The 18,768-nt window shown below is 38.8% G+C and carries 16 protein-coding genes and 2 pseudogenes; 15 read left to right on the top strand and 3 right to left on the bottom strand.

Annotated elements, in window-relative coordinates; all coding sequences use genetic code 11:
• The first annotated feature begins 108 nt into the window (after positions 1-108).
• The 10 genes from ACT3CD_RS03150 to ACT3CD_RS03105 all read left to right on the top strand — a co-directional run bounded on the left by ACT3CD_RS03150 (position 109) and on the right by ACT3CD_RS03105 (position 10,928).
• Positions 109-2,880, top strand: coding sequence for an alpha-amylase family glycosyl hydrolase (locus ACT3CD_RS03150; RefSeq protein ID WP_444642858.1), 2,772 nt, complete (start codon positions 109-111; stop codon positions 2,878-2,880).
• 831 nt (positions 2,881-3,711) lie between these two features.
• The gene (locus tag ACT3CD_RS03145; protein ID WP_444642856.1) at positions 3,712-3,942 is read left to right on the top strand and encodes a hypothetical protein; all 231 of its coding nucleotides are present in this window, start codon (positions 3,712-3,714) and stop codon (positions 3,940-3,942) included.
• Positions 3,943-4,367: 425 nt separating this feature from the next.
• Positions 4,368-4,685, top strand: coding sequence for a hypothetical protein (locus tag ACT3CD_RS03140; protein ID WP_444642854.1), 318 nt, complete (start codon positions 4,368-4,370; stop codon positions 4,683-4,685).
• A gap of 8 nt (positions 4,686-4,693) precedes the next feature.
• Complete coding sequence (locus ACT3CD_RS03135; protein WP_444642853.1) at positions 4,694-5,125, top strand: hypothetical protein; 432 nt, start codon at positions 4,694-4,696, stop codon at positions 5,123-5,125.
• A 185-nt stretch (positions 5,126-5,310) separates the two neighbouring features.
• Positions 5,311-5,748, top strand: a complete 438-nt coding sequence (locus ACT3CD_RS03130) for a hypothetical protein (protein ID WP_444642851.1) — start codon at positions 5,311-5,313, stop codon at positions 5,746-5,748.
• Between the two features lie 88 nt (positions 5,749-5,836).
• Positions 5,837-6,247: a hypothetical protein gene (locus ACT3CD_RS03125; RefSeq protein ID WP_444642849.1), complete on the top strand. Its 411-nt coding sequence runs from the start codon at positions 5,837-5,839 to the stop codon at positions 6,245-6,247.
• 343 nt (positions 6,248-6,590) lie between these two features.
• A complete protein-coding gene (locus ACT3CD_RS03120; RefSeq protein ID WP_444642848.1) occupies positions 6,591-6,917 on the top strand; it encodes a helix-turn-helix domain-containing protein in 327 nt (108 codons plus the stop codon).
• Positions 6,918-6,920: 3 nt separating this feature from the next.
• Positions 6,921-7,832: a DNA-methyltransferase gene (locus tag ACT3CD_RS03115; RefSeq protein ID WP_444642846.1), complete on the top strand. Its 912-nt coding sequence runs from the start codon at positions 6,921-6,923 to the stop codon at positions 7,830-7,832.
• Positions 7,833-7,846: 14 nt separating this feature from the next.
• Positions 7,847-10,612, top strand: a complete 2,766-nt coding sequence (locus ACT3CD_RS03110; protein WP_444642845.1) for an N-6 DNA methylase — start codon at positions 7,847-7,849, stop codon at positions 10,610-10,612.
• Between the two features lie 10 nt (positions 10,613-10,622).
• Positions 10,623-10,928, top strand: coding sequence for a restriction system modified-DNA reader domain-containing protein (locus ACT3CD_RS03105; protein WP_444642843.1), 306 nt, complete (start codon positions 10,623-10,625; stop codon positions 10,926-10,928).
• Positions 10,929-11,357: 429 nt separating this feature from the next.
• Here the strand turns inward: ACT3CD_RS03105 and ACT3CD_RS03100 are convergent.
• Positions 11,358-11,669: pseudogene (locus ACT3CD_RS03100) on the bottom strand (IS91 family transposase); the annotation flags it as partial.
• A gap of 444 nt (positions 11,670-12,113) precedes the next feature.
• On the opposite strand from ACT3CD_RS03100, the gene ACT3CD_RS03095 reads away from it, so the two are divergent.
• The 3 genes from ACT3CD_RS03095 (at position 12,114) to ACT3CD_RS03085 (ending at position 14,091) form a co-directional block, all read left to right on the top strand.
• Entirely contained in the window at positions 12,114-13,205 is a 1,092-nt protein-coding gene (locus tag ACT3CD_RS03095; protein WP_444642841.1) for a hypothetical protein, read from the top strand.
• Positions 13,206-13,419: 214 nt separating this feature from the next.
• Entirely contained in the window at positions 13,420-13,761 is a 342-nt protein-coding gene (locus tag ACT3CD_RS03090; RefSeq protein WP_444642840.1) for a type II toxin-antitoxin system RelE/ParE family toxin, read from the top strand.
• Between the two features lie 3 nt (positions 13,762-13,764).
• On the top strand, positions 13,765-14,091 hold the full coding sequence (locus ACT3CD_RS03085; protein ID WP_250725406.1) for a helix-turn-helix transcriptional regulator: 327 nt from the start codon (positions 13,765-13,767) through the stop codon (positions 14,089-14,091).
• Between the two features lie 348 nt (positions 14,092-14,439).
• On the opposite strand, the pseudogene ACT3CD_RS03080 reads toward ACT3CD_RS03085, so the two are convergent.
• Positions 14,440-14,745: pseudogene (locus ACT3CD_RS03080) on the bottom strand (IS91 family transposase); the annotation flags it as partial.
• Between the two features lie 422 nt (positions 14,746-15,167).
• Between ACT3CD_RS03080 and ACT3CD_RS03075 the strand changes: the two are divergent.
• Positions 15,168-15,377: a hypothetical protein gene (locus tag ACT3CD_RS03075; RefSeq protein ID WP_444642838.1), complete on the top strand. Its 210-nt coding sequence runs from the start codon at positions 15,168-15,170 to the stop codon at positions 15,375-15,377.
• 99 nt (positions 15,378-15,476) lie between these two features.
• Positions 15,477-16,535: an alcohol dehydrogenase family protein gene (locus ACT3CD_RS03070; RefSeq protein WP_444642836.1), complete on the top strand. Its 1,059-nt coding sequence runs from the start codon at positions 15,477-15,479 to the stop codon at positions 16,533-16,535.
• Positions 16,536-16,723: 188 nt separating this feature from the next.
• Here ACT3CD_RS03070 and ACT3CD_RS03065 read toward each other — a convergent pair whose 3' ends face one another.
• Positions 16,724-18,760 carry a RagB/SusD family nutrient uptake outer membrane protein gene (locus ACT3CD_RS03065; RefSeq protein ID WP_444642835.1) on the bottom strand — a complete coding sequence of 679 codons (2,037 nt, stop codon included), beginning with the start codon at positions 18,758-18,760 and terminating at the stop codon, positions 16,724-16,726.
• Between the last annotated feature and the right edge of the window lie 8 nt (positions 18,761-18,768).

Genomic DNA, 18,768 nt, shown 5'->3' with positions numbered 1-18,768 from the left:
GAAACGAGCCATGAGTAAGATTTAGCTTCGCTGATCTTTGATTCTCACAACGGAAAATAATTCTGTTGGACAGTTCTATATGATCATAAAAGACAAAATTACAAACACATGAAATATTTTTATCTGATTATTTGTTTTCTGTTTTTGACGATGAACGTACGGAGTCAGGTCGTCACCACAGATCCATCCATGGTGGTGGAGGGGGTACCTGTCACCATCACTTTTAATGCCGATGAAGGGACAGGTGGATTGGAGGGATATTCAGGCGATGTATATGCACATACAGGGGTAATAACAGACGCCAGTACCAGTGATTCCGACTGGAAGTATGTGGTGGCCGATTGGGGTGTCAATATACCCCGGGCCAAACTGACCAGAATCAGTACCGATCAGTATCAACTCTCTTTTCCCGACGGCATTCGCAGTTATTATGGTGTGCCCGATGGTGAGAAAATTTTGAAGATAGCCTTGGTTTTTCGCAGTGGAACAACCGTTGGAGGCGTTTATCTGGAAGGCAAAGAGACCGGCGGAAAGGATATTTTTGTGTCGGTGTACGATTTGTCGCTTTCAGTTGGATTTCAACAACCCACCGACGGTGGTTTATTTCAGCCGGGGGAGTCGGTCGTAGTATCAGGATCTGCTATCGACGCTGATGGTCTGCGTTTATATCTCGATGACGCGATACTGAGTCAGGTCACCGGAACTGAATTATCACATACATTTACAGCGCCGGCTTCGGGTTCGCATCTGCTCAAACTGGAGGCATACAATAGTAATGGCTCTGTATATGATGAGGTTCGTTTTTTTATTCGCCAGCCAACGGTTGAGCAGACAATGTTGGAACCGTGGCGTAACGGCGTCAATTATTTGTCGGAGACACAGGTCGCCGTGGTTCTTCAGGCTCCCGACAAAGAGTATGTCTATTTGTTGGGCGATTTTAACAACTGGGAGCCGCTACCGGAGTATCAGATGTTGAAGGATGGCGAGTTTTTTTGGCTTACGTTGGATGGCTTGACTCCCGGACAACAGTACGCCTATCAGTTTTTTATTGATGGCGAATTACGGCTGGCAGACCCCTACGCAAATTTGATTCTCGATCCCTGGAACGACCAGTATATTTCAGAAGATGTATTCCCCGACTTAATAGATTATCCAACCGGTCTGACTGAAGGGATTGTGTCGGTTTTCGAACCCGACAGCCCGTCGTATCAATGGCAGGTGACTGACTTTACGGCACCGCCGACTCACAATATGACTGTTTATGAGTTGTTAATAAGAGATTTTACCGATGAGGGGACGATAGCCGCCGTGACTGAGAAGTTGGATTACATCCAAAGCCTTGGTGTTGATGCCGTGGAATTAATGCCATTTAATGAATTTGAAGGTAACGACAGCTGGGGCTATAACCCATCGTTCTATTTTGCCACCGATAAAGCTTATGGTACGCCCGATGATTATAAGGCTTTTATTGATGCCTGTCATCAACGCGGAATAGCGGTTATTATGGATGTGGTATTAAATCATTCCTATGGACAATCGCCACTGGTTCAGATGTATTGGGATGGCGATAAACCTGCAGCAAACAACCCCTGGTATAATGTTAATCACAACATGCAAAACCCCGACGCTCAATGGGGGTACGATTTTAATCACGAAAGTGAATACACACAGGCGTTGGTCGATAGCATATTGTCTTTTTGGATGTCGGAATATAAAGTTGATGGTTTCCGTTTTGATTTTACGAAAGGCTTCACCAATACCATTTATGGCACAACATCGTGGGCCAGCGAATACGATGCTTCCCGTATCGCCATTTTAAAGAGGATGGTGGATGAGGTTCGTAAGCGCGATAGCGATGCGATTGTTGTGTTTGAACATCTGGCCGACAACACCGAAGAAAAAGAACTGGCCAATTATGGTATTTTGTTGTGGGGTAATCATAATTATAATTTTAGCGAAGGCATCATGGGGTATAATTCAAACTCCGATTTCTCATGGGCTTCATATCTCAACAGAGGCTGGTCAGAACCCTCGTTGGTTGGTTATATGGAGAGTCACGACGAAGAAAGGGTGACCTACAAAGCCCTTAGCTATGGCGATTCGTACGGCGACTATGATGTCACTGATTTGTCAACGGCTTTGCAGCGCGACGAGGCAGCTGCCGTTTTGTTATTGTCGGTGCCTGGTCCTAAAATGATTTGGCAATTTGGGGAACTGGGATACGACGTTAGCATTGATGAAGGGGGGCGCCTGGCACGGAAACCCACCAGATGGACCTATTTGCAGGATCCCGACCGGGTGCATTTGTTGGATGTGTACCAACGCATGAACCGGTTGCGAAACGAAGAAGCGGCCTTCTCTACTTCCGGTTTTGTGCTCGATGTAACCGGTTCTGTCAAATCTATCCGGTTAAACAGTCCGGATAACGACATTCGGGTAGTGGCCAATCTTGACCTTATACCCAAAACCGTGACGCCATCGTTTTCGCAGTCGGGCTGGTGGTATGAGTATTTTTCAGGCGATAGCATCAATGTTTCAGGTGCTGCAACAACAGTGACTGTTGAACCTGGTGGCTACCGGCTTTATTCTACCAGTAAGATGGTCGGATTCGGTACCCTACCCACGCTTATTGATGCGCCTCAAAGCGAACAGGTTAATTTGGAGCTATTCCCCAATCCGGTGTCGCAAATATTGACGGTTAACTCATCTGTGCCAGTTAAAAATTGCACTATTTATACCATCAATGGAGTGGCCGTATTTTCTCAGGACATTTGGGAGCCGCAATTGAATGTGGCAGGCCTTGCCGACGGGCTGTATCTCATAAAACTGAAGCTGGAAAATGGAGAGGACAGGTACGGCCGTTTTGTAAAAATTCAGTAGTTTTTGGGCTTCCCGTGGCGAGCGTTTTCCCGGAAACGGTACCTGCCGGCATTATCGGCACAAAGAGTAACGATGTTTTTAGTGTCTGACAGGTTATCATGTCGGTCTGAAAATATCCGGATATTGCTGTTACAGATGTAATAACGCCAAAGGCGGCAAAGATTTCGCGGAATTTGTGGTTGCTGACATTTGCGCGGTTCAGGAAATGAGCCAATCTTGTATTTGAACTTTATAGCTCAAACACTTAATTTATGGACAGACTCTGAATAGAGTCTGTCTTTAAAGTCAACTTCTGCGTTACGCTTGCCATAAAAACAGTCATTTACGAAAAGTAAACTGACTTCGTCTTCTCCCTCCTTGTAAGGCATCATCATATCAAGGCTGAAAGTCTTGTAGCATAAGCACAGGGCATCGCCCTGTGTTATGATCACCCGTTGTTTTTTTCGTCCTGTAAGGGCCTCAGCCCAAAAACAGGATTAGCGATGTTTTACCCCGCAATGGACAGAATACGTCCTAAGGCATTTTTTATTCTTCTGGTTGGCGGCGATTTGTAATCTGTGCCACCTCCAAAACTAAGTCTGTATTCCGTACCAGCGCAGATGGTTTGAGCCAAAAAGCCTCAGATTCAAAACTTACGCCATCCGCAAAATATGAGCTGTCACTCGTAATTATCCATTTTAAAAGCCCACACACCGCAAAATTCGGTTTTTTCGTGCACGCACATATCAAGGCTGAAAGTCTTGTAGCATAAGCACAGGGCATCGCCCTGTGTTATGATCGCCCGTTGTTTTTTCGCCCTGTAAGGGCCTCAGCCAAAAAACAGGATTAGCGATGTTTTACCCCACAATGGACAGAGTACGTCCTCAGGCATTTTTTATTCTTCTGGTTGGCGCCGATTTTTTAATCTGTGCCACCTCCAAAACTAATTCTGTATTCCATGCCAGCGCAGATGGTTTGAGCCAAAAAGCCTCAGATTCAAAACTTACGCCATCCGCAAAATATGAGCAGACTCCCGTAAATATTCTTTTCAAGATACCGCACAGCACCGAGGCAGGCCTTTAAAAACAATCCTCTTTTAACTATTCGTAGCTTTTGTTTAATTTATTTGGTAAATATTAGAAAATTAGTAAATTCAATGTTTGTTTCCCGGAACCGGAAGTCATTATAAATACAAAAATTCTTTTTAACTGTAAATAAAAATAACGTTATAGACCAATTAGCTGTCATAAAAGGAGTGTCATTAATATAAAGAATCAATAAGGAAAGTTTCCCGCAATCAACAACTATTCGACTGCTTCAAGTTGTGAGCAGAAAGTCATTTTGAAATAAAAAAATAGAATCCTGAAGAAACAGGTAAATTTTATAACAGTCCGGAAAAATTAAAATAGCCATATAAAAATAACATCTTTTTTTACAATCGATTGTAAGCTTTTGACCGTTCCGGATTCAAAAATTACAATCATATTATTAACTTAAAATTAAATGTTATGGGATTAAATGAAGCAGTGAAACGTGATTTCGTTTCGCAAATGATTACACTCATGGAGGAAGAACAAGTAACCATGACTGAAAAAGGATTCGATCCTGCGACCAAAGTCGAATTATTGAAAACAAAAGAAGAAAACGTTACTAAAGCCGAAATTGCACAGCAATCGGCAGCTGCCAAAGCCATGGAGGCTACAACCCATGCCAATGATTTGCTGGATGAGGCCTACAGGGAAGCTTCCAATATAGCCGATCTCCTTTCCGGTCTGTATGGAAAAGAGAGCGAGATTGTTAAGAAAATCCGAAAAATTAGAAAGTAAAAATCATTATGGCTATTTTTTTTTCGGCCCCCGGGGAGCATGGTTCTGCCCGGGGGCCGTATGATTCTGCACAAGTGCCGCGAGGCTCTGCACGAGTGCCGGATGGCTCTGCACAAGTGCCGCATGACTCTGCACAAGTGCCGGATGATTCTGCACAAGTGCCGCATGATTCTGCACAAGTGCCGCATGATTCTGCACGAGTGCCGCATGACTCTGCACAAGTGCCGGATGATTCTGCACAAGTGCCGCATGATTCTGCACGAGTGCCGCATGACTCTGCACGAGTGCCGGATGATTCTGCACAAGTGCCGGATGATTCTGCACAAGTGCCGGATGACTCTGCACAAGGGGAGCGAGGCTCTCCCCCTAAGGGCTTTTTCCCAAGCGGAGAAGGTTTATTTTTGAAGATTTTCTCTCCATGCGCCATGGCTACCATCTAAACATGAAAGCTGTTTTTGTTTAACTTATTGGATAAATAGCAGCGAATTAGTAAATTCAGGGTCTGTTTTTCCGGAAATTACCGGCAAAAACAATATAAATGCGATAACTCTTATAGGTTATAAATGATAATGGCGGGAGGGGGGGTGTACCTAATTTAAAAAGACAGACTAACTATTGATTGTGAATGATATATACATTTATAAATAGACCGAAAAATGTTTCGACCGATTTAATTTTTGGAATAATAGAAATTTATTTTCGTGGGAAATATAAAGCTGTTAGCTTGTCAGAAAAAGAGTTGGTAATCAGAAAAACATATAAATACAAATATAATGGTTGGGACCCATTTTTGAAACAATTGAACTCTACCGACTTGGTTTGTTTTAAAGTACTTAATAATTCCATTCGGTTTGAAGTAATTGTTTGGAAACAGATTTTGGTGCTTTTCGCATTTCTAATACTAGGATTTGCTATTTCGTGGATTATTTGGAAACAGACATTTGGAGTTTCGTTATTAGTTCCCTCAATTCCAGTTTTTATTACTATTGCCATAAAGTATTATGAAGTTAAAAAGTTTATAAATCGCGAAAAAACTGAAATATCAGAAAGAATAAGCACTTAGAATAGAAGGACATTCTCAAAAGCAGATAGAAGATTGCAAGTTTGAATAATTAATGAATTTGAAACCGGTAGTATAAAGAAATCTATATATGGTGAGGATTAGATTTATAAATCAAACAACAAATACAATAGCATCTATATTTCTTATAATTTTCATAAGTGTATTCCTATATTTAGGTTTTAATCAATTCCAGATTCCGACAAATTTTGTGTTTACAAAAACTGAACAAACAAGAGCAAAAATTATTGAAGCTAAAATGATTCCGAGCGTCAAAGGTTATTGGATTCAACTGGTAGAATATGAATATATAATTGGTGACAGCATTTACAGGGACAGTTTTAAAGCAGGTCAAAAACAGGGATTGCAGGTCGTCGGAGACGAATTAATGCTTAAATATTCTATTTCGAATCCGAGGAGAAATAAAGTTATTGGATTTTACCGACATTCAAAGAAAAATATAAAACCAATAGGAGTATCGAGCAAGGACATTGAAAATTAAAACTAGGTACAACATGCTGTGATACGGCAGCCGGGGCTCCACGGCATATTGCGGGTTTCGTTTTTCCCTGTCACCCGCGTTTGTCCTGAAACTTTCGTAACTGGCAGAAATGCCCCGGCCGACCGCATACAGTAGGGCGTTGTGGGCATGCAAAGAAAGCCATCCGCACATTCAAGCACATTTGGTTTTGCCGACACACAAATCCAACGCTAAAAACCAAAAGAGCTTGAACTTAGCCAGCCCACGAACAAGAATTTAACCTTAATAGCAGTATTTAAAAGTTTGGTTGAACGAAAACATTTTGTATTTTTGACATAATTGTCAAGGTGAAATTTTCAAGGTGATGAAAGAAAAATTCGGAGAATACATTCATAATTTACGAGTTCAGCACGGTTTGACACTGACAAAACTTGCTGCTGCACTTGATATTGACCAATCAACGCTTTCCAAAATTGAGAACCATAAACGCAATGTTCCAGAGGAAATACTCCCAAAACTTGCTAAGTTTTTCAAATTGGACATCAAAAAACTTGAAAAAGAATTTTACAGCGAAAAAATTGCTGAAATGATTTATCGAGTTTCCGACTCAACAGAATTATTGACCATGGCAGAAGAAAAAGCGAAATACTACAGAGTGTCAAAGGTTAAACAAGGAGATTTAAAATTTTAAGAAATGGCTAAATCAATTGAAAAATATTTAAACAAGGTAATCCAAGGTGACTGCTTAGAAGTTATGAAAAACATTCCAAGCAAGTCAATTGATATGATACTTTGTGATTTGCCTTATGGGACAACTCAGAATAAATGGGATTCAGTTATTGACTTAGACCAACTTTGGAGTCATTATGAAAGAATCATCAAAGACAATGGAGCTATTGCCTTAACGGCACAAGGGCTTTTTACAGCGAAATTGATTATGAGTAACGAGAAGTTATTCAAATACAAAATCGTATGGATAAAATCTAAATCAACAAACTTCCTAAATGCAAAAAAGCAACCACTTCGCAAACACGAAGACATTTGTCTTTTCTACAAAAAGCAACCATCATACAATCCTCAAATGTCCAATGGTGAAGCATATGACAAAGGATATAGAAAAAATCAACTTACAGGGAGTTATGGAGACTTTAAATCCAACCATGTAAAGAGCAATGGAAAAAGATACCCAACTGACGTCATTGCATACGAAGAACAACCGATAGATGATTTTGTGTATGTGAAGACTGCAGAATCCGAAGGTCCAGTTTTACACCCAACTCAAAAGCCAATTGAATTAGGTAGATATCTAATTAAGACTTTTACCAATCCTGGTGATATAGTTCTTGATAATGCTTGTGGAAGCGGTAGTTTCTTGCTTTCTGCAATTTTGGAAAACAGACAATTTATAGGCATTGAAAAAAATGAAGATGTTTTACTTCATAAGGTTAAACCAGTTGATTACATAAAAATTTGCACCGATAGAATTCAGGAAACACTTAAAAGAAAAGAAATTGAAGAATCAACTTTAAGATTGTTTAATGAGCCAATCGCAAAATATCATACACTTAATTACAAAAGCGGAAAAGCAAGTCCAGCAATTTGTTAATTGAATAACCAAAAATGGCAAAAGTTACATACAACGAAAGAAGCTGGGCGATTGATATAATAAGCGAAATCAACTTGCATCTTGCGAATAAAAGTTGGCACTTTAAAAGTGCCGGAGGTGAAAGCACCATTAGCAATGAAAAATCAAGTCTATTTCCTGATGTATTGATTTTCAAAGACCAATCAAGAAATATCATTTTACAAGGTTGGGAATTGAAAATGCCTGACACACCAATTAATGATGCTGAATTAATTAGCAATGCAATCAAGAAAGCCAATATTTTACAAAGAGACAGCTTTATTCTATGGAATGTAAAGAGTGCTGTTCTTTACTCTAAACAAGGTGATTCATTTTCAATTTTAAAGAGTTGGAATGACATTGGCATCAACAATCGAACTGAAGTAAAACCAAAAGAAGCACTTTGGAAATCTTTACTACATTCAATACTTACAGACCTAAACGATTATTTTGAAACAGGAGAAATTTCAGGTGAGGTTTCAGCCGAAATATTGGCAGTTGATGCAATCATAGATCTTGTCCTCGAAAACATACACTCGACAGCGGAAAACCTAAGAGCAAATTTTAGAAGAAATTCAAGACTTGAAGCTCAAATAAACAATTGGTGGTTATCCTCGGCATCTGAATATGGTTATAATCCAACTTCGGTAAAAGATTCTTCAAACAAACTACCTACTCTTTCAAAGGTAATTTTAACCGATTGGGTGTTTAAAATCATCTTTGCTAATGTTCTAAAAAGACATTTTAACGAAGCGAGAGGAATAGAATCGATAAACAATGAAACCTCAATTGAGCAAGCAAAGGAAATAATTGCATCAATATCTGAGCATTGCAATTTCTGGAATATTTTCAGTGATAACCTTGCAATTGAGTTCATTTCAAATTCTGCTTGGAAACAGATTATCCAGTTAAATCAATTTCTTTCATCAATCAACATTGAGGGGATTGAAATCGAAATACTTCATAATTTACTCCAATCTTCAATTGTATCTGCAAAACGAAAGGTTGCAGGACAATTTGCTACACCTAAAAAATTAGCAGATTTATTAGTGAGGCTCACTGTTGAAGACAAGGAAGGAGTTGTAATTGATCCTTGTTGCGGAACAGGAACAATTATCAACCAAGCATATTTGCTCAAAGAAGAATATGAATTTAACCAAGACGAAATAATCAACAGCATTTGGGCATCCGACAAGCACTCTTTTCCTATTCAATTATCAACCCTTACTCTGGCTAAGCCAAACAATATTGGCAAAGTTTTAAACATTTTCAGAGCGGACGTGATTGACTTGGAGGTTGGAGAAAACATTACTTTTAAAGACCCTAATAACGGAAATGATATTATTAAACAGCTACCATCTATTAACTACGTAGTATCAAATCTGCCGTTTATCAAAAGTAAAGAAATTCAAGTTTTAAACCCGAATATCACAGAAATAAACAGTTTCATACACGAACAAACAGAAACCGCAACAACTCTCAGCGGAAAAAGTGACATTTTCGCATATATCCCATTCTATTTACATCAATTGCTTTCTGAAAATGGAAAAATTGGACTGATACTTTCTAATGCCTGGTTGGGAACTGATTACGGAGAAATTTTCTTAGAGCTAATTCAGAATTTCTATGACATTGAAACTGTTGTAATTTCTGGGAAAGGAAAATGGTTTGACAATGCAGACGTAGTAGCTACTTTTCTAATTGCGAAAAAGCGAAATCCAAAAACGCCAATAGACCAAGACAGAATAATTTCATTTTGCACCCTAAAGGAAAATATCAATGAAATACCTGACACTAAACAATTGAGCGAAAATATTTTGTTAGAAACAGATAATGAATTTGTAGTCATTCAGAATCATTCAGTCAATGACATAGCTTATTTTGAAACAATTGGTGTCCCTTGGTGCGGTTACTTTGCAAATCTTAATTGGCTTGCGGAAGTTTCAGAAAAATTAATTGACTGTAATCAGTTTTTCAATTTTACTCGTGGTGAAAGAAGAGGTTGGAATGCTTTGTTTTATCCTGCATCTGGTCATAGCATTGAAGCTGAATACATAAAACCAGTTCTGAAAAACCTAAGAGGCACAACTGGACTTTATTGCTCAGCAGATGCAGAGGCATTTTGTTGTTCAAGAAGTATTGAGGAATTGGAGCAACTTAATCATTCAGGTGCCTTGCAATGGATTAGAAGTTTTGAAAATCAAAATAACAAAGAGGGTATTCCTCTAACAACTTCACTTAGAAGGGCAAATCATTTTTGGTATGAGATGAAAAGCGATAATATGGCTGACTTTGTAGCCAATGTAAACTATGACAGGTCTTTATTTATTGCTGAATGTACACCTCGTGTATTTATTGACCAGAGAATGATAGGGCTTTCCTTAAAAGAAGCATATCAAGATGAAAATAGAACTTTATTGCTAGCCTTATTGAATAGCGTTTTAAGTATGTTTTTTATTGAAAGTTTTGGTTTTGGCAGAGGGTTAGGTGCACTTGATTTGAGAGCAACAAAATTTGAACGAGATTTTAAACTTTTGAATTTCCAGCTTTTATCTGACGAGCAAAAACAAAGTATTATCAATGCTTTTCAACCAATTGCCAATAGAAATAGACTGCCTTTAAGACAAGAAATTGAGCAAGCAGACAGAGTGAATTTTGAAAGAGTTCTTTTGAAAGCATTCGAAATTGATGAACATTTTGAAGCGATAAAATCATCCTTATTGCATCTTTATAGAATCAGATTTGCAGTTAAGGAAATATAATTATTTGAATATGGAGACAAAAACAAATGACCTGACTGAAATAACATTAAAAATGCTATTAGACGAAGGAATTATTGAAAAAGGAACAGTTTTATATTCTGACACTAATCCTACAAAAACGGCAAAGATAAATTCGGACGGTTTTATTGACTTGAATATTGACGGTAGTCAGAAACATTATCCATTCCCGAGTGGTGCAGCAAGGGCATTAGTTAATTTGAGTGTTAACGGGTGGAAATTTTGGAAAGTGAAAATCAATGATGAGTTAAAGGAAATTTCAGAATTGAGGCAAATTTATAAGGAAAGAAAAAAGTAATGCCACAGCTAAACCGCCACACACATTGCCAAGTCGCACTAGCCCAAGCTCAACCCAAAATTTGGCAACGAGTGTGTCTGCCCTACCGCACGGACGAAAAAGAAAGCACGGGCACACAATATACAGGAGTAAGAGCAATCCCCACGACCCAGCCGATTACTCCAGGTTGAACTACACCCCGGTAGAGCTACAACTAAATACTATGGAACTACTGTCGTTTTCTTATGTTTTTGAGAAGAATGCCCATGCTTTCATTGTGCTGCATTAAACTCTTTGTGTTTAAAAAAAGAGAGCATTTTGTAACTCAAACCTTAACAATCAGTCTCTTTTTGGCTTAAAACCGACTCTTTTGATAATGCAACCCCTAACCCCTAATCCCTAACCCCTAACCCCATGTTCATGAAGTTTTTAAGGGAGGTGTTTTGTTGGTTACAGCAACTTTGCAAAAAGCATAGAAGGCAGATGTCCTGCGGGTGACCGAATCCTGGGCATAGTTCTTATGACAATCAGACGTCCCTTTTTGCAATGAGGACATTTGGTCACGTCAATCCCGGTTAATCTTAAAATGCGTTCTGAAGCTGATTCGTCCTTTTGGGGTACCATCAACTGGTCAATGTAGGGTTTTTCATCCGGCACAAATTGCAAATTCAGATGGCGCTTTGTGGAATGGTGATAAATGTCGAACCGACGGATGCGTGCGTAACCATCCGGCATGATATGCAGGCAGAATCGACGCGGAAATGATCCCTCTTTGAGTGGCGGTAGTCTTTTTGGATAAAACGGAGCATTTCCGTTTCAAAACGCTGGAATTGGGCAAAAATGTGTAACGGCGACCCTTGGGGCCCTCGGGGCGCACGATCCTCCCCGAGGGCAGTATGATTTTCCCCAGGTGGAGAAGTTTCATTTTTGAAGATTTGTTCTCAATATACCATGGCTCTCATCTTAACATGGGGGCTGTTTTTGTTCAACTTATTGGATAAATATCAGCGAATTAGTAAATTCAGGGTCTGTTTTTCCGGAAATTACCGGCAAAAACAATATAAAGACAATACCCCTTTAGGGCATAAACGATAATGGCGTTATGGGGGGGGTGTGTGGCATATAAGATTAGCAATCTGCAAACAGGATTCATAATATTTTAGCATAATAAACGTTTTGAATTTGAATTAATAAAAGACAAGCAATATGAAAAAAATACTACTGATTTTTCTCGCAACTGGATTGATTTTTAGTAGTTGTGAAAAAAAAGAAGATAATGACCCTAAAATCGAATGGACTCATAGTGAGAAGCTAAGTGAAAAGGATATTCTAAATGAAGGAGAAGCCTTTAAAGCATGTGCAATTGATGGAAATGAGATGCTGCTGATTTCGCTTGATAAATTCATGAGAGTAGATGAAAATGAAAATATTTTAGAAGAAAGAACAATACCAACTGAAAGTTTTAATGGGACTTATAAATGTGGATTCTTAACTAAGGATTTTTATATGTTAGCCAATTATCTAAAACTTCCAACAGAATATAAGGTTGACTCTTTGCAATTCGATTTTTATTCGACAACTATTGGTAATAAAACCGTAAATTCGATTCATACAAAGGATTTTCCAAATAGTGAGACCATTGGCTATCAAGTTGGAAGTTATGACGTTGGATATAGATATGAAAGTATAGCGATTAATTCAAATAATCAACTTGGAATAGTGCTGACTTCATACCTACGAAATGACCCAAATGATAGGTCTGGAGTTCATCATCTTGTGATAATTGATTTAGAAATAACTGAAAGTTCAATATCACCCTCCTTTAATAAACTGATTACACTTGATGATTTCCCTTGGAATAGACATTATTATAGTTTAAAAGCTATCGGGGAGAACTTTTTTCTAACTACAAATGATTATGGAACATATGTAATTAAGCCTTCAGGTGATACTTTTATCTATGATAATAATAAAGCAATTTTTGAATACAGCGATACGATATTTCAATTTGCAAGTAATGCTGTAAATTATTCGACAAATGGACAAACTTGGACAAACTACAAGTCGGTAACAGAAGATTTTGTATATGAGATAAAAGTTCTAAATGATAATGCAATAGATTATTCTTATGGTTCAATTTCCGCATATTCCTTAACAGATTTTACATATAAAAACTTAATAAATGACGGTCTACCGTCAGGTGATTATTATTTTATAGAAGAATTCAACGGCAAGATTTATTTAGGAGCCTGGGACGGTGGAATATACACAATCAACAAAGGTGATTTACTTGATTGATAAATAATGAATTACGCCACATAACACGCGGTATAGTTAATAAGGGTTTCAGAGGTTTTCGGGGCGTTGTCTTCCGCTCCAAATTTGCTGTAACTTGATAGGTATAAAGCCCGCAATCCCTTACTAACCATACCGCCACCGTTGCCAACAAGTTAAAAAGAGATAATCCCTTGTTTCCTTAGAAAGAAACTTTTATCTTTGAATAAAAAGCAAAGTGACTGAAAGATTTAAAGTTGAGCTACTTGACCAAGCCATAGAGTTTCTCGACAAACTTGATGAAAAATCGCGTGATAAAGTGATTTATAATATTCACAAAGCTCGCGTTGTTCAAGACAAAGAATTATTTAAGAAACTATCTGGTGAAATATGGAAATTTCGGACTATTTATAACAAAAACTATTTCAGGCTATTTGCATTTTGGGACAAGTCAGAAAAAATTGATACTGTAGTAATTTCGACTCATGGAATTATTAAGAAAACTGACAAAGTTCCAAAATCAGAAATCGAGAAAGCAGAGAGAATAAGGAAAGAGTATTTTGAACGAAAAAGCATCTAAGCCATGAAAAAGAAACCAATGAAAACAACCAGCCTTGATGTCCTGACCGACAAATATATTGGCAAAAAGGGAACCCCTAAACGAGAGAGCTTTGAAAATGAATTGAGACTTGATTTATTGGGAGAAGCAATCAAACAAGCAAGAAAAGAAAGGAACTTAACTCAAGAACAACTTGGAAAATTAATTGGTGTTCAGAAAGCACAGATTTCTAAAATTGAAAATAGTCTTACCGACGCCAGATTTGAGACCATTTTGAAAGTGTTTAAGGCGCTTAATGCAAAGATAAATTTTAACATCGAACTGCTTGACCAGAAAGTCAATATAGCCTAGACGAAGAAACATAACCTGTTGGTAATATACAGGAGTATGAGCAATCCCCACGCCCCAACCCAGCGATTACTCCAGGTTGAAGGACATCCCGGTAGAGCTACAACTAAATACTATGGAACTATTGTCGTTTTTTTATGTTTTTGAGAAGAATGCCCATGCTTTAATAGTGTTGCTTTAAACTCTTTGTGTTTAAAAAAAGAGAGCATTTTGTAACTCAAACCTTAAAAACCAGTCTCTTTTTGGCTTAAAACCGATTCTTTTGATAATGCGACCCCTAACCCCTAATCCCTAACCCCCTAACCCCCTAATCCCATGTTCATGAAGTTTTTAAGGGAGGTGTTTTGTTGGTTATAGCAACTTTGCAAAAAGCATAGAAGATTCTGCTGGTGACCGAATCCTGGGCATAGTTCTTATGACAATCAGACGTCCCTTTTTGCAATGAGGACATTTGGCCACGTCAATCCCGGTTAATCTTAAAATGCGTTCTGAAGCTGTTTCTTCCTTTTTGGGTACCATCAACTGGGCAATGTCAGGCTTCTCATCCGGCACAAATTGCAAATTCAGATGGCGCTTTGTGGAATGGAGATAAATACCGAACCGACGGATGCGTACGTAACCATCCGGCATGACATGCAGGCAGAATCGACGCGGAAACGCTCCCTCTTTGAGTGGAGGTAGTCTTTTTGGATAAAACGGAGCATCTCCGTTTCAAAACGCTGAAATCGGGCAAAAATATGCAACGGCGACCTTTGGGCGCACGATTCTACCCGAGGGCAGTATGATTTTCCCCAAGCGGAGAAGTTTCATTTTTGAAGATTTGTTTTCAATATACCATGACTCCCATCTTAACATGGGGGCTGTTTTTGTTTAACTTATTGGATAGATATCAGCGAATTAGTAAATTCAGGGTCTGTTTTGCCGGAAATCACCGGCAAAAACAATATAAATGCGATAACTCTTATAGGCTATAAACGATAATTATTGCAACAAAAAAAACGATAGTGCATAAAATTAAATGACTGTGTGACTTTCCTGGGATTTTTCTCGACTAATATTTCAAAATAATAATATTTCAAATGATTGACGAAGCGTTAACCAATGATTTTTTGGAATTAGTCGAGGAAAACAAAAAGCTGATTTTTAAGGTCAGCCATATTTATTGTGATTCAACGATTTTGTTTGTTATAACCTATATTGCGAATATTTTTGGACCTAAGTCATATAGAAATAGGATCGCAAAATTGGAAAAAGAAGTATTAAATTTGAAAGAATATTTAGAAGAATAATCTGTTGCTAATAGTTCAAAAAGTGGCGACGTGCTTTTCTCTATCCGGCATTTCATCCGTTATGGGCCTGCAAAACAAAGTATCTAAAGCAATAATAAAATGAATGAAATACCCAAAAAAATGCGCGGCGTCTATTTAAAAGGACATGGTGATTTTGACATGTTGGAACTGCGTGATGATATTCCTGTACCAAACCCCGGACCTAATGAAGTACTTATAAAAGTTGGAGCAGCTGCTATAAATAATACAGATATCAACACTCGCAAGGCGTGGTATTCAAAAGGTGAGAGTGACAGTGATGATGCAAGTTGGTCTGGTGATTCCATAAAATTCCCCAGGATACAAGGGGCCGATGTTTGTGGACAGATCGTTTCAGTAGGTAAACAGGTCAGTAACCAACGCTTGAATGAACGAGTATTAGTTGAGCCGTGTCTTACTGAAGTTGATGGCGTGAGTCTGAAACAAGCCTGGTATTTTGGTTCAGAATGCGACGGCGGTTTTGCCGAGTATACCGTTGTTGCTTCAAAGCATGCATATGCAATTAAAAGTGAATTTAGCGATGTGGAACTGGCATCGTTTCCTTGTTCTTATTCCACAGCAGAAAATATGCTGACAAGGGCTAAGGTCTCTGCTGGCGAACGCGTATTAATAACCGGAGCTTCAGGAGGAGTCGGTTCTGCGGCTATTCAGTTAGCAAAAGCGCGTGGTGCAAAGGTGATTGGTATCACTGGCCCCGAAAAGGCTGATAAGGTTCTAAATATTGGAGCCGACGAAGTATTAATGAGAAGCGATAGTGTTGTGGGGAAACTGGGGGAGAACAGCATTGATGTTGTTATCGATTTGGTGGGAGGCAAACAATGGCCAGAATTGTTGGATGTGCTTAAACACTTTGGACGATATGCTGTTGCTGGTGCTATTGGAGATCCTCATGTAAAACTTGACATCCGAACGCTCTATTTAAAGGATTTAAGCCTTTTTGGATGCACAGTGCTCGAAGAGTGTGTTTTTTCAAATTTGATAAAACATATCGAAAACAGAAATATTGCGCCATTGGTTTCGGCAACTTATCCAATCGAAGAAATCGTAAAGGCACAACAAGCCTTTCTTGAAAAGAAACATATTGGTAAAATTGTAATTACAATAAACAGTAATTGTTAGTTGGCATCAAAGCTTTCAGCCTCGGTTAATATCTTTTTATGTGATGTCTGATCTGGCCTTACAGGCCGCGCTTTTGTTTATCCATTTTGAAGACTACGGTAACGCAGAAGCTGAACTTTATAGACAAACACGAACGAGTGTCTGTCTATAAAGTATGGCTTTTTGGGGCAAGCAATAATCATAATATTTTATTCTTCAGCCCCTTGTCCGGCCACTGTAGGCCAGCCAGGATTCTGATAAATAGGTGAAGTTGAAATCGTTTTTCCATCCTCTGAAGTAATCAAGAAATGCTGAACAGCAATTGGTTCCAGATAATGAGCCTCACTAAAGTTAAGCCCCTCATAAAAATTATTGTTGGACTTCACAATTTGATAAGGTCGCAAATAGGGGCTTAAAGAAGAAGACGATACGGTATTTTTCTTTTCATCAGTCTGATCAGCTAACAAGACACCTGCTTCATAATCATTTTGCATGGGCCCCCAGATTTTGCAACCTTCAATCTGAAATCCGTTTAACTGATCCATTGCCCGCCAGCGTAAGAGATCACAATAACGTTGTCCCTCACCCATCAATTCGCTGCGACGCTCACGACGAATGTTATACAATGTTTCATCCACTAACTGTCCATGAGAATATGCACCCCAGTCATTTTTAGCTTCTTCACTCATTATTGTATGACTGATAGTTACATTATAATCTTCATTAACACCAGCCCTCAGACGAATGGCTCTCCAGTATTGGTCAGCCTTTTCATCAATAGATCCGTTTTTTTCATAGCTGGCTTCCAAATAAATCAAATATGCTTCAGCAGCCCTAAATATCACTGGTGCAGTAATATCCTGTCCCAAAATTTGCATACTATAATCAAGTGCATATCCTTTCCCAAGCATATAGCCGGTAGAGGTTGAATATTTCCCGTCTGAACTGTAAACAACCGGTGCAATTTCAAAAGTTTCAGGAATCTCTACATTTTTAAAGGCTTTTACTTCACCTGGTGCCTTCATAAAAAGTTGCCATCTACTGTCTCTGTCAATTTTAGTTTCCTGAATGCGATCATCACCGGCATAACCGCTCATTGCATCATAAATAGGAAGACCATTAGCCATAAGGAAGGATTGTTCCATTTGGTGCGTATATCCTTTCTGTGCACCATAATAGATATAGTGATTATAACTGTGCGCTCTTCCCAAAGCTACATTATATTCTCTATACATAATGACTTCCGGATAAGCAGAAGGATCGGGGGTGGCAAACATATTGTAATAATCGTTAACCGATTGTGATGCATTTTCCTGAATAACCTGGTTATTGTCAATCAACGAAATTGCATCGGCAATTTCGGAAGAAGCATCCATTGCCTCATCCAGGAAAAAATCAATTTCTCCCTGCAAACTACCACCGGGAAAAGTATAACCACTATTGTAAGCTTTGTTGGCCCCTGGCCATCCTGGCCCGTTTGGAACAAGAGCAGTACCTGCATGATATTTAAGCCATGTCGCTTCAAACAAAGCCACACGCGCCTTTAAAAGTACGGCTGCATTACGGGTAATGCGAACCTTTCCACCATCCGGATCATTCAAAAGCATACCGATGGCTTTATCCAGATCTTGCAGGATAAAACGGGCCACTTCATTTCGTGGACGACGTTCAGAAGCCTTAGTAAGTGCTTCCTGATTGTCGGGCAATGTTGTTGAAATAATTGGAAAATCACCCAACTTTCTTAGTCTGTAGAAATATTCATGGGCTCTTAAAAAATAGCCTTCCCCAATATAATAACTTATATTCTCGGAATTACCTGTTATCTCGCCATTTTCATGCCGGGGAACAACTGTTTCAAGATAATAATTCAAAGCATATATATTGGAAAAATTCCATTCTCCCCCTGTTGCCGCCACAGTCCATAATCCCGGAACATATCGATTATTTGATCCTCTTGTTGTGGCATTATCAGTGGCCAAATCATTAAAATAAAATGACTCACCTCCACTGCCGTAATGACTGGGAAGCATTCCTCCTTTATCATCGCTACCTTCACTATAAGAACTGTAGTCTGCGTAATAATTTACAGTATAGGCAGCCAGCTGGGCTTCCTCCCATAAGTATCGTTCAGGCGTAACATTTGATGGAGGTGTTACGTCCAGTTTATCGTCACAACTTGCCAACAAAAGGGCAGTCGCGCCTAATGCAAGTACAATTTCAGTTGAAATATATTTTAATATTCTCATTGCGTTTT

Source organism: Geofilum sp. OHC36d9 (assembly GCF_052400685.1).
Lineage (GTDB): Bacteria > Bacteroidota > Bacteroidia > Bacteroidales > Marinilabiliaceae > CAZHHH01.
This window is presented reverse-complemented; position numbering and strand designations above follow the sequence as displayed.

Excerpts from the sequence above, each read along its gene's own strand:
- ACT3CD_RS03120 (WP_444642848.1), top strand. The coding sequence starts at position 6,591 with ATGAAAGAAAAATTCGGAGAATACATTCATAATTTACGAGTTCAGCAC.
- ACT3CD_RS03085 (WP_250725406.1), top strand. The coding sequence starts at position 13,765 with ATGAAAAAGAAACCAATGAAAACAACCAGCCTTGATGTCCTGACCGAC.
- ACT3CD_RS03145 (WP_444642856.1), top strand. The coding sequence starts at position 3,712 with ATGTTTTACCCCACAATGGACAGAGTACGTCCTCAGGCATTTTTTATT.
- ACT3CD_RS03105 (WP_444642843.1), top strand. The coding sequence starts at position 10,623 with ATGGAGACAAAAACAAATGACCTGACTGAAATAACATTAAAAATGCTA.
- ACT3CD_RS03065 (WP_444642835.1), bottom strand. The coding sequence starts at position 18,760 with ATGAGAATATTAAAATATATTTCAACTGAAATTGTACTTGCATTAGGC.
- ACT3CD_RS03095 (WP_444642841.1), top strand. The coding sequence starts at position 12,114 with ATGAAAAAAATACTACTGATTTTTCTCGCAACTGGATTGATTTTTAGT.
- ACT3CD_RS03110 (WP_444642845.1), top strand. The coding sequence starts at position 7,847 with ATGGCAAAAGTTACATACAACGAAAGAAGCTGGGCGATTGATATAATA.
- ACT3CD_RS03150 (WP_444642858.1), top strand. The coding sequence starts at position 109 with ATGAAATATTTTTATCTGATTATTTGTTTTCTGTTTTTGACGATGAAC.
- ACT3CD_RS03140 (WP_444642854.1), top strand. The coding sequence starts at position 4,368 with ATGGGATTAAATGAAGCAGTGAAACGTGATTTCGTTTCGCAAATGATT.
- ACT3CD_RS03135 (WP_444642853.1), top strand. The coding sequence starts at position 4,694 with ATGGCTATTTTTTTTTCGGCCCCCGGGGAGCATGGTTCTGCCCGGGGG.
- ACT3CD_RS03130 (WP_444642851.1), top strand. The coding sequence starts at position 5,311 with ATGATATATACATTTATAAATAGACCGAAAAATGTTTCGACCGATTTA.
- ACT3CD_RS03115 (WP_444642846.1), top strand. The coding sequence starts at position 6,921 with ATGGCTAAATCAATTGAAAAATATTTAAACAAGGTAATCCAAGGTGAC.
- ACT3CD_RS03075 (WP_444642838.1), top strand. The coding sequence starts at position 15,168 with ATGATTGACGAAGCGTTAACCAATGATTTTTTGGAATTAGTCGAGGAA.
- ACT3CD_RS03070 (WP_444642836.1), top strand. The coding sequence starts at position 15,477 with ATGAATGAAATACCCAAAAAAATGCGCGGCGTCTATTTAAAAGGACAT.
- ACT3CD_RS03125 (WP_444642849.1), top strand. The coding sequence starts at position 5,837 with ATGGTGAGGATTAGATTTATAAATCAAACAACAAATACAATAGCATCT.